The sequence below is a fragment of the Curtanaerobium respiraculi genome (genome assembly GCF_024609215.1).
GTDB classification, from domain to species: Bacteria; Actinomycetota; Coriobacteriia; order Coriobacteriales; family Eggerthellaceae; genus Curtanaerobium; species Curtanaerobium respiraculi.
This window is the reverse complement of record NZ_JANIPD030000023.1, coordinates 207,313-221,923: the sequence shown is the minus strand read 5'-3', so window position 1 is coordinate 221,923 and position 14,611 is coordinate 207,313. Positions and strand designations below refer to the sequence as shown.

Sequence of the window (14,611 nt, the reverse complement as noted above, 5' to 3'; positions counted from 1 at the left end):
GTCATCGATTAATCCTGTGCCGTCTTTGGACACTTTCGGCCATAGGGTGGAAAATCCTGACGTATTGAGCGAAGTACGCAACGAGTAATCGGCGGGCAGTATTTCGGGGGCTATCGCGCCCGAAATCGATTTCGTCGCCCCAAGGGGTGAATCCGCCGTAACGTATGGCTCCCAAGCAAGTGTTGCTGTCGATAAAGTAATCGATGCTGTTGTCCCGGCAAAGCCGATCAATCACGGAGAGAACGTCGAGCTCGATGCTCTGCAGTTTCTAAAGTGAATTTCCTGGATGGGGATTGCTTACGGGTTGTTCCTTGCCTTGCGGTGTGTACAATTTTGCTGATGATTTCAACAAATAGGATTTGCGAATATGCATAATACCGGAATGCGCGCTATTGCAGGTGGCGATGAGCCGCTGAATTTAGTTACCGTCATTATTCTCTCGTATAAGAATACCGATGGGGTTTACACGACGCTTGAGAGCGTCCTTTCCCAAATCTATCCCGCACTCGAAATCATTATCGCCGATGATGGCACTCCCGGTTTCGACGGCGAAGTTGCGCCCCTGCGTCGTTATATCGACGAAAAGAAAGGGCAAAACATTCAGAATGCCATCATCCTTCATCCCCGGGAAAATAAGGGCACGGTAAAGAACATCAACGGAGCAATTCGAGCTTCGCATGGTGAGTATGTAAAGTTGATTGGCGCGGACGATCGTTTCACGCATGAACGTGTAATCATGGATTACGTCTCTTATCTTGTCGAGACGGGCCTTTCCGTCTGCTTCGGAAAGATGTGCGCGGTAACGGTGGAGGGCAAGCGTCTCTACAATCACCGGGTATGCGGCCGTGATTTTGAGGCCTTGAGTTCGTTGACTCCTGTGCAGATGGAGCAACGTCTGTTCAAGAACAACTGCCTACCAGCGCCCGCGATGTTTGTGAAGAGATCGATATTCGACGAGTTCGGTTACTTTCCGGAATCGATCTGCCTGATGGAGGACTATCCCTTTGTGCTGAATCTTTCCCACAATGGGGTGCGCATCGGGCTTATCGACGAAGTAATGATCGACTATAAGTTGAGTGGATCGACGAGCACCGGGAATTACAATGAGCAGTTCTTCAAGGATATGATGACGATTTACGAGGACTACATTTTCCCGAATGACACCCGCTATGGCATGTTTCAGGTGGTGAACAACGCGTTGCAGCGCGCCGGTTGCCGTTATTTTCTGAAAAAGACCGGGTGGAGCTCGATGAGTGCTGCCCAGAAAACGGGACTCATTCTGAGCCATTTCCCCTTTGCTGCCTATGATGCGTTGCTGATGCTGCGACGAAAGCTCAGGCTTCTTGGCGAATAGCGGAACCGCGTCTGTTTCGAGTGGTGCTGCCTAGCGACTGCGTTTAATCCCCGTGGATTAGGAGCCCGTATTAATCGGCTGCGAAAACACGCTACAATGGCTCATCGGTCCATATGAGGTGAGATTTTATGCAAGTAATGAAATACGTCTTTCAGCCGCATGGCGACGACCGCGGCCAGCTTGTTGCCCTGGAAGAGTTCAAGGACATCCCGTTCAGCATTAAGCGTGTCTACTACATGTATGATACGGGCGAGGGAGTTGTGCGCGGAAAGCACGCGCACAAATCGCTTGAACAGATTCTTGTGTGCATTCACGGCAGCTGCAAAATCTTGCTCGATAATGGGCACGAGAAAAAGGAAGTGCCCCTCGAGAAGCCCTACGAAGGCGTGTACGTATCGAATAGTATGTGGCGCGAGATGTACGATTTTTCCCCCGACGCAGTGCTTCTGGTGCTTGCTTCCGAATTATACGATGAGGCGGATTACATCAGGGACTACGACGAATTCCTGCGTTACGCCGTAGATCAGGAGTAGATTGTGAATATTCCCTTCGTCAGCTTCAAACCCCTGGAGAAGGAATTGGATTCCCAGCTCAGAGGTGCATTTAAACGCGTGTTCGAGCGTAGCTGGTACATCGAGGGTGTTGAAGACGAGGCCTTTGAAAAAGCTTTTGCCGATTACTGCGGCGTTTCGCATTGCGTAGGATGCGGAAACGGGCTGGATTCGTTGTTGCTCTCGCTCAAGGCGCTTGGCATTGGGGAGAGGGACGAGGTTCTCGTTCCCTCGAATACATTCATTGCCACAGCGCTCGCGGTTTCCTACGTTGGTGCAACGCCGGTGTTCGTGGAGCCGGACATCCGCACGTTCAACATCGATCCCGCACGGATCGAGGAAAAGATCACGAGCAAGACGCGGGCGATCGTGCCCGTCCACCTCTATGGTCAGCCTGCCGATATGGATCCTATTCTCGCAGTGGCGAAGCAGCACGGTCTGAAAGTCGTTGAAGATTGCGCTCAGGCTCATGGGGCGCAGTACAAGGGTAAGACTGTCGGTTCCTTTGGCGCTGCTGCGGGGTTTAGCTTCTACCCGGGTAAGAATTTGGGCGCCTTGGGCGACGCCGGCGCAGTCGTTGCAAACGACCGGGCAGTTGCCGATAAGATTCGCGCGCTGGCGAATTACGGCTCCGACTATAAATACCACCATATCTATCAGGGGAACAATTCCCGTCTGGATGAATTGCAGGCAGCATTCCTGGCAGCCAAGCTTCCGCTGCTCGATCATGTCAATGAGGAGCGTCGCCGGATTGCCCAGCGGTATTTGGACGAGATCACGAACGAGGCGCTTGTTCTTCCGTTCGTGATTCCCGATGTCGTGCCTGTCTGGCATATTTTTGCGATTCGCTGCAACGACCGTGATGCGCTTGCCGCGTACTTAGCCGACAACGGAATTGCGACCAATATGCACTACCCCATCCCCATGCACTTGCAAGGCGCCTACAAGAACCTGGGCCTGGGAGAGGGCTCGCTTCCTATAGCAGAGGAGATCAGCCGCACTGAACTCAGCATTCCCATGTATTATGGAATGACCAACGAAGAAATCACCTACGTGGTTGACGCGCTTAATTCCTTCGGGTGCTAGACTTTTGCGGCACGGACTTATTCGAATTTCTACCCCTCTTCTGTTTCTGGTTTTACGACAATGCTGAATGCTCTTAAACGGAAAACACAAAATGTTCCTTTGCCCGCTAAGGCTGCGTCAGCGTACGCAGTTTCTAGCATCTTGCAGAAGGGTATTGCGTTTCTCACGCTCCCTCTGTTCACGCGCCTGCTCACAACTGAGCAGTACGGGCAGTTCACCATTTACCTGTCGTGGGAGAGCATTGTCTGCATTTTCATCACGCTAAATCTGGCGTATGGGTCGTTCGCGCCCGCCATGGCCAAATTCGAAAGCGAGCGTGATGCCTATATTGCGTCGGTGGAGGGAATCTGCCTCGCCCTCGCCGCCATATTCGTTGCGGTCTACCTTTCCTTCGCCGACCTGTGGAATATGCTTTTCGATTTGCCCACGCCCCTGATTATCGTGATGGTGCTCGAAATCGTAGGGCAGTATGGCATCGCCTTATGGTGCGGTAAAAAACAGTTCGAATACAAGTACAAGGGAGTGGTTGCGCTCAATCTGGCGAATGCCGCAATCGCCCCGCTCGTGGCCCTGCTGCTGGTATTGAATACAAACGAGAAGGGCTATGCGTACATCCTGGGGATTGCAATAACGAATATCGTGCTCGGCGGTGCCGTGTTCGTGTTCAACCTCGTCCAGGGCAGGCGCGTGTTCGAGAAGCGTTTTTGGAAGTATGCGCTTGCGTTCAACATTCCGTTGCTAGCCTACTACCTGTCTCAGGTGGTTTTCAACCAGTCCGACCGGCTCATGATCAACGCGATTGTCGGACCGGACGCGGCAGCTCTGTACGGTGTTGCCTACAACATAGCGATGGTGCTCACGTTTTTGCTGAATGCGATCAATAACTCATACATTCCCTGGTTGTATGGGAAAATCAAAGTGGGAGCCCAATCCGAGAACAAGCCGGTCGCTACCGCCATTGCGGGGTTGCTGGCGGCTTTGGTCCTGATGGTCGATTGGCTCGCACCCGAATTGGTCTTCATTCTGGGCGGTTCCCGGTACGCCAAGGCCGCCTACGTGATTCCGCCGATTGCGATGAGCTTGCTGCTGTTGTTCTACGCGCAGCTCTTCATCAATGTCGAGTTTTATTACGAGCAGAAACGCCATTTGGTTTTCGCATCCATTGGCGCTGCGGTTTTGAATATCCTCTTGAATGCGTGGCTCATTCCGATATTCGGGTTTGTTGCAGCTGGTTATACGACTTTTGCCAGTTATATTGTGTTTGCGGGAAGCAATTATCTGGCGCTGAAGCAGACCCTGTCTATCCAGGGGAAGGCACAGGATGCCTATGATTTGCATCAACTTCTTGCGATTTTGGGCGTGTTCGTTGTATTGGGATTCGTTGGAATGGCGCTGTACCCGTATGTGCTTCTGCGCGCGATCGCCCTTGCGGCGCTTGCCGTTGTCGGCCTGATCCGCAGAAAACAGATTATGACATTGGTTGAAAAGATCCGCTAATGTTGAATGCTTCGAACTGCTTGTTGGAGGAATAATGCAAAGTGATATTAAAGATGCGCTTGCGGCGGCTGTTCCGGACTTAGCCCGTCTTTACAGAAGGGCCGCGAATCGCTACGCGTATTTCCATGCGCGTCGACAGTTCCGATTGGAAAAAGAACGGGTACAACCAGGTGTCCTGCCGGTCAAGGTTTGCTTTCTCATGCAATATGTGCAAGCTTGGAACAAGTTCGAGTCGCTGTATGCGTTGCTTCTTGCCGATGAGAGGACGCGGCCTGTCATCGTATGCGTTCCCAATGACCTTGGGTGCGCGCCGGACGAGAACGATGTCCTTCGGTTCTTCCAAGGCAAGGGATATGAGTGCGTGAACGCGAAGCAGTCAGATGGAAGTTGGTTGGACCTGCGTGAACTCAACTGCGCATATACGTTCTACTCACGACCGTATAATGTGTATCTTCCCAGGTGTTATAGAAGCAGCGTCGTGAGTTCCTACTCAAAAGTGTGCAACATTCTGTATGGCATGCATACAAACAAGACGCAGGTTGCTCCCGTGATGAACAAGGATTTTTATGCATACTGCTATTGCTATTATGCATCGACTTCCGAGGACCTTGAGTTTTACCAGAGCGACATTCAGCGAAACACCGCTCAGAGGTCGATTTTCCTAGGCTATCCAGGGGTTACCAATATGGTGGAGCGGAAGGATTCTGCGGATTCCGGCGCGTGGGGCAATCATACCGGACAGTTCAAGGTTATATGGACCCCACGTTGGTCGACGGATCCAGTCGTAGGGGGTAGCAACTTCCTCGTCTATGAAAAGCTGTTTCTCGATCTGGCGCAGCGTAGAGAGGATGTTTGCTTTCTGTTCAGACCGCATCCCTTGACCTTCCCGCATTTTGTGAAAACGGGGGAAATGACAGCAGAGCAAGTCAAGGAGTATCGGCGGGCGTGCAGGGCGTTGAGCAATGTCGTTCTCGACGAGAGCGGTGAATATGCGGCTTCGTTCTGGAGCTCGAATGCTCTTGTTACCGATATCTCCGGTGTGCTGTTTGAGTATTTTGTCACAGGGAAACCAGTGGTCTTTTGCCCTCCGACTGGCATAGGCGCTCCAGATTACGTGGAAACCCTCAACCGCATGCTCGATGGCATGTATATTGCCCACACCTTCGATGAGGTGTCGGATTATGTAACGATGCTGTCGGCGGGGGAAGACCCGCTGCGGGATATGCGGCGCGAGATTATTGAAGAAATTTGGGGCGACACGCTGAGCTCTGCGCCGCAATTGATACTGGAAGATATCATTAGTGATGCTGCACGGCAGTGACATCGTTCTTTTCATTGGCATCTGTTAGGGGTTCATAGTGTCCGATAAGGCAATAACATACGGTTCCATCCGCCCGCTTGAGAAGCGAGATGCCGATGGTATGCTCGAATGGATGGGGGATGGCGACGTTGCCAATTGGTTTCAAGTCGATTTTTCTTCATTTGGAATCGCGGAAGCCGAACGGTTCATCGAGGAGAGCGCTGAAACGACCGAATCGCGCCATTTTGCCATCACGGACCAGAACGATGCTTATCTCGGAACGGTCAGTCTGAAGCACATCGACATGGTCAATCGAAGTGCAGAATATGCGATCAGCACCCGAAGGTGCGCCCATGGGACAGGTGCTGCGTACGGTGCGACGATCGATGTTCTCCGCTATGCCTTCGAAGAGTTGCATCTTCATCGGGTGTTCCTTGACGTAAGGGCGGACAATACTCGGGCTATCGCGTTCTACGACAAGGTCGGATTCCTCCGGGAAGGCGTTTCTCGAGATGGGATGGCGAATAAGGGCGGTGCTGGATTCGTCGACCTAATTTGGTTCAGCATGTTGGAGGAGGATTTCTCCCCAAGCAGGCGATAGGCGCATAATCCAGACGCACTGGTGGATGACGGTTGCGGCCCAAGATTAGTGGTGTCCGACCGATGTTAGCGTCGGGCGATTCGCTCATCATGCTGCGCGATATCAACCTGATGGGGCTTTCGAATGCGGACGTGTGCTTCAAGCAGGGAGTCGGTTACCTGACGTATACGGATCGCGGTGGCAACACCGTGGACGGATTCGATGCGGCGGTGGCGGCAGAGCAGGAGGCCGCCAAGTCCCAGGCGGCTCCCGAGCAGTAGCGTGGCAAAACCCGCGGGGGGCTGTTTAGAAACTCTTGAGACTGCTACTCGCACGGCATATATGTTTCAAGGAACATATAGACACTATATGAGGCATGCTTGAGCAGATTGATAGGAGTTTCTAGACAGCCTAGCGGGGGGTTCGCGGGGGCTGCTCAGGTGGTAGTTTTTGCGCAGCTGCCGGCGTTTGGCATGGGTGCGTGTATAGTTGCATATGCGGAATTTCAACGGGGCTCGCGGGTCCCGTTGCTTATGGAAAGGACCAGTTGTGGCTCAATACGATTATCTTGTCGTCGGCGCCGGCATCACCGGCGCCGTGTTCGCGCACGAGGCCGCCGAGACGGGGAAGACCTGCCTGGTCATCGACCGCCGCCCTCATATCGCGGGCAACGTATACTGCGAGGTCGTCGAGGGAATCAACGTGCACACGTACGGTGCGCACATCTTCCACACCAGCATCCGCCGCGTATGGGATTACGTGAACCGCTTCGCCGAGTTCAACAACTACATCAACAGCCCCGTGGCCGTGTACAAGGACGAGCTGTACAACCTGCCCTTCAACATGAACACCTTCGCCCAGATGTGGCACGACGTGCGCACGCCCGCGCAAGCGCAGGCTCGAATCGCCGAGCAGGTTGCCGAGGCCGGCATCGTCGAGCCGCAGAACCTGGAAGAGCAGGCGCTTTCCCTAGTCGGCCGCGACGTGTTCGAGAAGCTGATCCGCGGCTACACCGAAAAGCAGTGGGGCCGCGATTGCAAGGACCTGCCGGCGAGTATCATCAAGCGCCTTCCGTGCCGCTTCCGCTTCGACAACAACTACTTCAACGACCGTTGGCAGGGAATCCCCATGGGCGGCTACACCCAGATGGTCCAGAGGATGTTCGGTGGCACCGAGATCCGCTTGAACACCGAGTACCGCGACTTCATCGCCGCGAACCCCGATGCGGCCGACCGCATCATCTACTGCGGCCCTATCGACGAATTCTACGATTACAAGCTGGGCCGGCTGGAGTACCGCAGCCTGCGCTTCGAGAGCGAGGTTTTGGACGAGGAGAACCACCAGGGCAACGCCGTGGTGAACTACACCGAGCGCGAGGTGCCGTACACGCGCATCATCGAGCACAAGCATTTCGAGTACGGAGAGCAGCCCAAGACCGTGGTGACGCGCGAGTACCCGGCGGACTGGAAGCCGGGCGACGAGCCGTACTACCCGATCAATGACGAGGCGAATTCCGCCCTGTACGCGCGCTACGAGGACCTGGCGAAATCCGAGGGCGAGGTCGTGTTCGCCGGTCGTTTGGGCGGGTACAAGTACTACGACATGGACAAGGCCATCGATGCCGCGTTCGACCTGGTCGAGCGCGAATTGGGCGTCACGGTCGCATAGCGGGCGAGGCAACTGCGCGGGCGGCACCGCGGCCGTCCGCGAATGACCTGCCGGATGGGCATCCATCTTGGCGGGTCGTTTTTCGAGCATAGGGGAGGAAACGTGCATCTTTCGCTTGAGCAGGGCGATCGGTTCTTCGACATCATGGATGCGTTGCTGACGTATGTGAACGGGCGTTTCGACGTGACGCCCGATTTCGCGATGGACTACGACGACCCGTTGGCGGAGGACAAGGCGCAGCTGATCGCCGCCGAGCTGTGGCGCAACACCGCCGTGATCGACGATTTCGTCCACGAGAACCCCTTCCGGCTGCCCGCGCGCGACCTTACCGCAGCGGCCGATTGGAAGCTCGCCCTGCCGGGCACGTTCACGCTCGTGCGCTACCAAGCCGGGCGGGCGCTGCTGATGAGCGAGGTCGGCATATTCGCGGTCTGCGGCATCGATGAGGATATGGACCAGGTGATCGGCCGCGCCCCGGCGACGGTGCGGGCGACGCTCCTGCCGTTCGAGGGGCAGGTCATCTATGACGGGTTCTTGACGGCGGGCGACGTCGGCCTCGCCGTCGAGCGCGAGATAGAGGACGAATTCGAACGGCGCGTTGCCCAAGGAATCGTCGCCGATGCCCCCGCCTTCATCCATCGCGTGAGGGAATGGCAGCGTGAGCGCCAGGCGCGCGAGATGGACGATTGGCTTGCCGGGCTGGGGGACTCCGATTCGGCCGTCGACCTTCCCGAGGGCTTCCACCGGGGCGCGCTCGCGGGCCTTGCGGGCGAGGACCGTGCCGCGGCGCTTGCCGGACACGTGCGCGAGATCGAGCAGGCGGAGCGGGGGAGCGTGATGCAGGCGTACCGGCAGATCGCGCTCAATGTCGAGTCCTCCGCCCCCCTGGCCAAAATCCTGCTCGGCTATGACCGCGCGAGCCTGTCTCAGGCGGCTGTCGAATGGGGCATTCCCTCCGCGGCGCGGTTGGGGAAGGCGCATCTCGCGCAGGCGCTCGCAAGCTCGGTCCTCTCCCATCCCGAACAGCTGGACGATGCGCTGGTCCACGCGCGCGAGGCGACCTTCTCCCGCATGCGCGAGGCGGCGCGCGCGGGCGGCGGTTCGGGGGAGGAGGCTTCCGCATATGCGGTCGCGCTGCTTCCCAAGGATATCGGCGGGCCTTCGCCCCTCGAGCCCATCGAGCCGTACTCGTTCTTCATCCAAGAGGGCGAGGGGCTCTCCTTCGTCGTGCCCCCCGAGGTGCTCGCGATGCTTGCCGACGTCGATTTCGGGGCGGCCGAGGCGCGCCGCGCCCTCGTCTCGAACGTGCTCTGCATCGCCGACGCATGCGCCACATGCTGCGGAGCGGTGTCGTTCGGCGACGCGTTCGCCCAGTACGAAGCCGCTTTCCCCGGCACCCTCCACGAAGAGGAGTTCGCCGCCATCCTCGCCGACGAGGCGAGCTTCGGCGATTTGTCCTACGAGCTGTGGCGCAACCCGCAGACCGACGAGGACTTCATCATCCATTTCACGCTCGACCGTCGTTACGTGGCGCGCCAGTCCCTGAACGGCAGCCGCCAGCAGGAGCTTGCCTTCCACTTCGAGAGCACCGCGCCCGACGAAAATCCCGACCAGATGGCGAACCGCATGTACGAGATGGTCCGCTCTGCCGTCGCGCAAGACCTCGACCGCCTCGACGAGCTTCTGCTCTACCTGGTCGCCGAGCACGAGCGTTACGCCATGCGGCCCCTTCCGGCGGACATGCTCTCCGGCGATGCGATGTCCGCGCTGCTGAGCGCGCCGGCTGCCGTCGCCGTGCGGAACTACATCGACGAGCACATGCCCGACGGGCAGGACGATTTCTTCTACGCGGAGAGCGTGGTGGAGGAGATCGTGATGCTCATGATCGAGTCGGGCCACAGCGAGGCGCCGCTCGAGTACGTGCGCGAGCTGGGGCTCCTTGAAGGCGATTCTAACCGGTCTAAGCTGCCCCAGCTGATCGAGATGCTATACAACAATGTCCCGAGCTGGGAGAACAACGGTTGGTCCCCGCGCGAGCTGACCGAGTGGCTTACCGGGCGCACTATCTTCTACGACGAGGACGGCGGCGAGATGCGCATCGGGCCGAACGACCCCTGCCCCTGCGGCAGCGGCAAACCCTACCGCAGGTGCCACGGCCGGTAGCAGCCGCGGAGGGCCGCCGCATCGCGCTCCGGCAGCGTCTACTGCCTCGAGCCGGAACGCAGTCGGGGGTGGGCGATGCACAGGATCAGGCCGGCCGCTGCCAGCGCGAGGTTGAGCACGAAGGGGGAGAGCGGATCAAGGCCGTACAGGAAGGTTGAGAGTATCGGTGCGATGATGTAGGTCAGGCTGTTGTTGGCCATGATGAGGCCCGCGAGGCCGCCCTGCTCATCGGCATCGACCTCCATCGTCGGCGCGGCATTGTAGCCCGGCATGGCGAACCCGGTCCCCGCACCCATCGCGACCGTGGCGGCGACGATGGAGGGCAGATCGCCGGCGAAGAGGAAGATCGCCGCGCTCGCCACCAGGAGCGCGAACCCGACGAGGATCATCCTTCTCGCCGGAAGCCCCAGCTTGGGGGCGATCGCAGCCTGGAATGCGATCATGACCACGGACATGACGATCATCAGGGCAGCGGTGTGGCCGGCCGTCTGCGCCGGGTCGAGGGCGAGCCGATCCTGCACCATGAACCCGAAGACGGTCTGAAGTGATGAGAAGAGGAGGAAGAGCGCGAACCCGACGAGGAGGAAGGGCAGCACGCGGTGGTCGAAGTAACGGACCTTGCGAGGATTCTCGGCGGTTCCGGCCCCGCGGACCGGCTTGAACGCCAACGCGACGACGGCGAACGCGACGAGCATCATGAGCGGCATCACGGCGAGCGGGAGCATCAGCCCCCCGATCATGGAGAGCGCGCCCCCGGCGAGCGATCCGAGGATTCCCGAAAGGCCGTTCATCGCCCCCAGCGCACCCACGGATTTGACGCGCTCCTGTTCCGATTCCGATTGGAGGACGACGTAGGACTGCGCTGCGGGCATGACGCCCAAGATGGAGCCGCCGTAGAGGACGCCGCGCGTGGCGATCGCCCCGAATACGAGCCAGAACCCGGCTATCAACCCCCGGTCGGCGAAATGCGCGACGAGCGCGAATGCCCCCAGCGAGGCGAATCCGCCGAGCATCGATATCATGAGCACGCGTTTCGCCCCGACTTTCTGGGAATACGTACCCCAGAAACGGCTGAGCAGCGTGACGACGAGGGCCGACATCGAGATGATGGCTCCAACGTGCCATTCTTCCATGCCGAGGGTCCGCGCAAGCGGCGCGAGGACAGGATTGAGGATCATCTGGCCCATGTAGGCGAGGACCACGACGACGAGCAGGATCCCCGTCTGCTGCTTTTTCCGGGCGGGCGAGACGGGAGTGGGTTCCGGTTCGTTCATGGTTGCTACTTTATACTAGAACTATGTTCTAGTATAAAGTAGGGCATAGTTCTAGAAAGTCAATGGGGATCGACCATGTTGGTCCCGCATTCGGATGAGCAGGCGTGGCGGGGGACGATATGAGATCGACGGGCTATCGAGCCGGTTTGAACGAGGATAAGATCGCCGAAGGGGCGCTCCGCCTGACGGGCTGCAAGGGGATCAACGGGTGGAGCATGCGCGACCTCGCTGCGGAATTGGACGTTTCCCCGTCGGTCGTGTACCATTACTTCCCGAACCGGGAGGCGATTTGCACGGCCGTTCTCGAACGCGTGGGCTCCATGGTGGAGGTTCCCGATAGCAAACTGCCTTGGAAGGATTGGTTTCTCGCTGTCTCCCTCAGCATGAGGAAGGCGCTGCTCGCCCACAACGGGGTGGCCGATCTCCTGCTCGTCAACCGGTTTCCCCTCAGCTTAGTGCCGATAGCCGAAGGTGGCGTCGGCAAGCTCCGGGAAGCGGGCTTCGGCGATCTGACCCCGTATGCGTATGCGATGATCATGAACACGGCCTTGGGCGCGATCGCGGCGCGCGACCACCGTTCGGCAAACGAGCGGAACCAGAAAGTGGACCTCGCTCAGACGGTGCGCGAGCTCGGGGAGCATGCGGCCGGCTCGCAAGCCCTTTCCGAGTTTCTGTCCACGTTCATGGCCCCGCTTGCCGAGCAGGACCGGGGGGAGGGCGCCGGCGAGATGAGCGACCGGTATTTCACCCTCATCATCCGCTCGATGCTCAACGGAATCGAATCGACCCTGAAGTAACGTGTTCGAGGGCGACCCCATGGTTCCCCGACGGCAGCGCCGCCCTAACCAGCGGTCTCTCCTGAAGTAGCGTGTTCGGCGGCGATCTCATGGTTCCAGCCTCTTTGCGGGCATGGCATACGGATGCGAGCCGCGCCGGTATCGATGATCATAGTCGCCTCCTGCCGCCATCATCCCCGTCTGCGGGAAAAATGACGGCCGCGAAACGCGAGGCCATCGCGAACGCGGCGGGCCGATGCGAGCGTTATCATCACGGAGTGCGTTCGGCCCTGATAGGCGGTCGGACCGGGATCCGCGAGAGGGGAACCGACAGGGTGGAGACGATATACGGGCTGTTTTCGGAACAGGTTGCGGCGCGGGCGGATGCGGTTGCGGTTGAAGACGAGATCCGCTCCCTCACGTTCGCCGAGCTGGATGCGCTGGCCGCGACCGTGCAAGGTTTGATCCCCGCAGACGCTGGGCGGGTAGGCGTGGTCATGGACCACGGCGCCATGCAGATCGCGGCGATCATGGGGGTTCTGCGAGCGGGTGCTGCCTATGTGCCCGTGGAGCCGAATTTCCCCGAGGACCGCATACGGTTCATGATGGGGGACTGCGGGGCGGGTGCCATCGTCACGCAGGCGGAATACGCAGGCAGGTTGGCCGGAATCGCGCCGCTGGCGCTGGTGCATCCGAATACGGGGCCGTCCGGTACCCTGCCCGAACCCGCCCGTTCCCGTCCCGAGGACCTGGCGTACGTGCTTTACACGTCGGGCTCCACGGGACGGCCCAAGGGCGTGGCCGTCGAGCAGCGCAATGTATGCCACTACGCGTGCGCCTTCAATCGCGAATTCCATAACGGCCCGGGCGATGTGATGCTGCAGCATTCCGTGTGCTCGTTCGACATATTCGTGGAGGAGGTGTTGGCCTCGCTGCTCAACGGCGCGTCGCTTGCCATCCCCTCCGCGGCCACGAAGGACGATCTGGGCTCGCTCATGTCGTTCATCGAAGGGCACGGCGTGACGATGCTCTCGGGGTTCCCCTACCTGCTCATGGAGATGAACGAGTTGCCGGAGATCCCATCTTCGCTGCGGCTTCTCATCAGCGGGGGAGACGTGCTCCGTGCGAGCTATGTTGCGAACCTGGTGGGGAAGGCGGCTGTCTACAACACGTACGGCCCTAGCGAAACCACGGTGTGCGCAACATATTTCCGCTGCCTGCCCGGCGCGGAGTTGGCGGATGGCACCTATCCCGTGGGGCATGCGGTCTCGGGGGCGGGCGTGCATATCCTGGATGACGATTTGAAGCCGGTCGCGCAAGGGGAGACCGGCGAGATCTGCATCACAGGCGGCGGCGTGTCCCGCGGTTACATCGGCAACGCCGACAGGCAGGCGGCGTATTTCACCGAGGCGCCCGACGGAACGCGCATCTACCGTTCCGGGGATATGGGCTATGAGCTGCCCAGCGGCGACATCGCATTCCTTCGCCGCAAGGACACGCAGGTCATGGTATGGGGCAGGCGCGTGGAGACCGAAGGCGTGGAAAGCGTGCTGTGCGGATGCGACGAGGTGAAGGCCGGTGTGGTCCGCTCCTATCAAGACGAACGCGGGCTCGCATCCTATCTGGTCGCCTATTATGTTGCCAGCGATGATGTCACCGAAGAGGTCCTGCGCGCCGAGATGGCGAAGCGGCTTCCCCCTTATATGATTCCGGAGAGGTTCGTCGAGCTTCAGAAGATGCCCCTCACGCCGAACGGCAAGGTAGACGATGATGCGCTGCCCCGTGTGGAGAGAAGGTCCGCATGAGCGACGTGACGATCAGGCGGCTGGGGGCGCACGACCTCGATCTGCTCATGGAGTGGCGCGAGCGCGTGCTGCGCAGCGTGTTCGACCTTCCCGATGGGAAGCCCGTGGACGCAGGCCTGCTCGATATGAACCGCGCGTACTACGAGAAGCATCTTGCCGATGGCAGCCATGTCGCCGGGCTTGCGCTGCTCGATGGCGAAGCCGCGGGATGCGGTGCGATCTGCCTGTACGACGAGATGCCATCGCCGGATAATCGCACCGGATGTTGTGCGTACCTGATGAATGTGTTCACCCTGCCCGCCGCCCGCGGCCGCGGGGTGGCGGGGACGCTTGTCGATTGGCTGGTGGAGCAGGCTCGCGGTGCCGGGGCGGGGAAGATATATCTGGAGACCACCGATATGGCGCGGCCGCTGTACGCCAAGGCGGGCTTCGAGCCCATGCGGGATTACATGAAGCTCGCGGGGCGAGGCGGGCGGGACGCTGCGGCGGGCCCTTCTTCCGACCGAGCCTGAAACTCGGGCGGCACGTGCCGCCTTCGGGCCTCCGATCATCCGCGA

General features: G+C 59.1%; 14 protein-coding genes. 12 read left to right on the top strand and 2 right to left on the bottom strand.

Annotated features, from left to right (window positions below):
• Nucleotide 1: 1 nt before the first annotated feature.
• Nucleotides 2–235 (bottom strand): LicD family protein, encoded by a 234-nt coding sequence (locus NOV21_RS11380; RefSeq protein WP_428978387.1) that lies wholly within the window; start codon nucleotides 233–235, stop codon nucleotides 2–4.
• 132 nt (nucleotides 236–367) lie between these two features.
• Here NOV21_RS11380 and NOV21_RS07520 point away from each other — a divergent pair, with 132 nt between their 5' ends.
• The 9 genes from NOV21_RS07520 to NOV21_RS07480 all read left to right on the top strand — a co-directional run bounded on the left by NOV21_RS07520 (nucleotide 368) and on the right by NOV21_RS07480 (nucleotide 10,199).
• Nucleotides 368–1,354 (top strand): glycosyltransferase, encoded by a 987-nt coding sequence (locus NOV21_RS07520; RefSeq protein WP_283170296.1) that lies wholly within the window; start codon nucleotides 368–370, stop codon nucleotides 1,352–1,354.
• 128 nt (nucleotides 1,355–1,482) lie between these two features.
• The gene (locus NOV21_RS07515) at nucleotides 1,483–1,887 is read left to right on the top strand and encodes a sugar 3,4-ketoisomerase (protein WP_283170297.1); all 405 of its coding nucleotides are present in this window, start codon (nucleotides 1,483–1,485) and stop codon (nucleotides 1,885–1,887) included.
• Nucleotides 1,888–1,890: 3 nt separating this feature from the next.
• Entirely contained in the window at nucleotides 1,891–2,991 is a 1,101-nt protein-coding gene (locus NOV21_RS07510; protein ID WP_283170298.1) for a DegT/DnrJ/EryC1/StrS family aminotransferase, read from the top strand.
• 60 nt (nucleotides 2,992–3,051) lie between these two features.
• Nucleotides 3,052–4,488, top strand: coding sequence for a lipopolysaccharide biosynthesis protein (locus tag NOV21_RS07505; protein ID WP_283170299.1), 1,437 nt, complete (start codon nucleotides 3,052–3,054; stop codon nucleotides 4,486–4,488).
• 34 nt (nucleotides 4,489–4,522) lie between these two features.
• The gene (locus tag NOV21_RS07500) at nucleotides 4,523–5,809 is read left to right on the top strand and encodes a CDP-glycerol glycerophosphotransferase family protein (protein ID WP_283170300.1); all 1,287 of its coding nucleotides are present in this window, start codon (nucleotides 4,523–4,525) and stop codon (nucleotides 5,807–5,809) included.
• A 37-nt stretch (nucleotides 5,810–5,846) separates the two neighbouring features.
• Nucleotides 5,847–6,389, top strand: coding sequence for a GNAT family N-acetyltransferase (locus tag NOV21_RS07495; RefSeq protein ID WP_283170301.1), 543 nt, complete (start codon nucleotides 5,847–5,849; stop codon nucleotides 6,387–6,389).
• Nucleotides 6,390–6,451: 62 nt separating this feature from the next.
• Nucleotides 6,452–6,649 carry a hypothetical protein gene (locus NOV21_RS07490; RefSeq protein ID WP_283170302.1) on the top strand — a complete coding sequence of 66 codons (198 nt, stop codon included), beginning with the start codon at nucleotides 6,452–6,454 and terminating at the stop codon, nucleotides 6,647–6,649.
• A 268-nt stretch (nucleotides 6,650–6,917) separates the two neighbouring features.
• Nucleotides 6,918–8,036 carry a UDP-galactopyranose mutase gene (glf, locus tag NOV21_RS07485; RefSeq protein WP_283170303.1) on the top strand — a complete coding sequence of 373 codons (1,119 nt, stop codon included), beginning with the start codon at nucleotides 6,918–6,920 and terminating at the stop codon, nucleotides 8,034–8,036.
• 102 nt (nucleotides 8,037–8,138) lie between these two features.
• A complete protein-coding gene (locus NOV21_RS07480; protein ID WP_283170304.1) occupies nucleotides 8,139–10,199 on the top strand; it encodes an SEC-C metal-binding domain-containing protein in 2,061 nt (686 codons plus the stop codon).
• Nucleotides 10,200–10,237: 38 nt separating this feature from the next.
• On the opposite strand, the gene NOV21_RS07475 is transcribed toward NOV21_RS07480, so the two are convergent.
• Nucleotides 10,238–11,473, bottom strand: coding sequence for an MFS transporter (locus NOV21_RS07475; protein ID WP_283170305.1), 1,236 nt, complete (start codon nucleotides 11,471–11,473; stop codon nucleotides 10,238–10,240).
• Nucleotides 11,474–11,577: 104 nt separating this feature from the next.
• On the opposite strand from NOV21_RS07475, the gene NOV21_RS07470 reads away from it, so the two are divergent.
• From NOV21_RS07470 to NOV21_RS07460, 3 genes are all read left to right on the top strand, one after another.
• On the top strand, nucleotides 11,578–12,270 hold the full coding sequence (locus NOV21_RS07470) for a TetR/AcrR family transcriptional regulator (RefSeq protein WP_283170306.1): 693 nt from the start codon (nucleotides 11,578–11,580) through the stop codon (nucleotides 12,268–12,270).
• 314 nt (nucleotides 12,271–12,584) lie between these two features.
• Nucleotides 12,585–14,054: an amino acid adenylation domain-containing protein gene (locus tag NOV21_RS07465; protein WP_283170307.1), complete on the top strand. Its 1,470-nt coding sequence runs from the start codon at nucleotides 12,585–12,587 to the stop codon at nucleotides 14,052–14,054.
• Nucleotides 14,051–14,566, top strand: coding sequence for a GNAT family N-acetyltransferase (locus NOV21_RS07460; RefSeq protein ID WP_283170308.1), 516 nt, complete (start codon nucleotides 14,051–14,053; stop codon nucleotides 14,564–14,566). The genes NOV21_RS07465 and NOV21_RS07460 overlap by 4 nt, the downstream gene beginning before the upstream one ends.
• Nucleotides 14,567–14,611 lie beyond the last annotated feature (45 nt).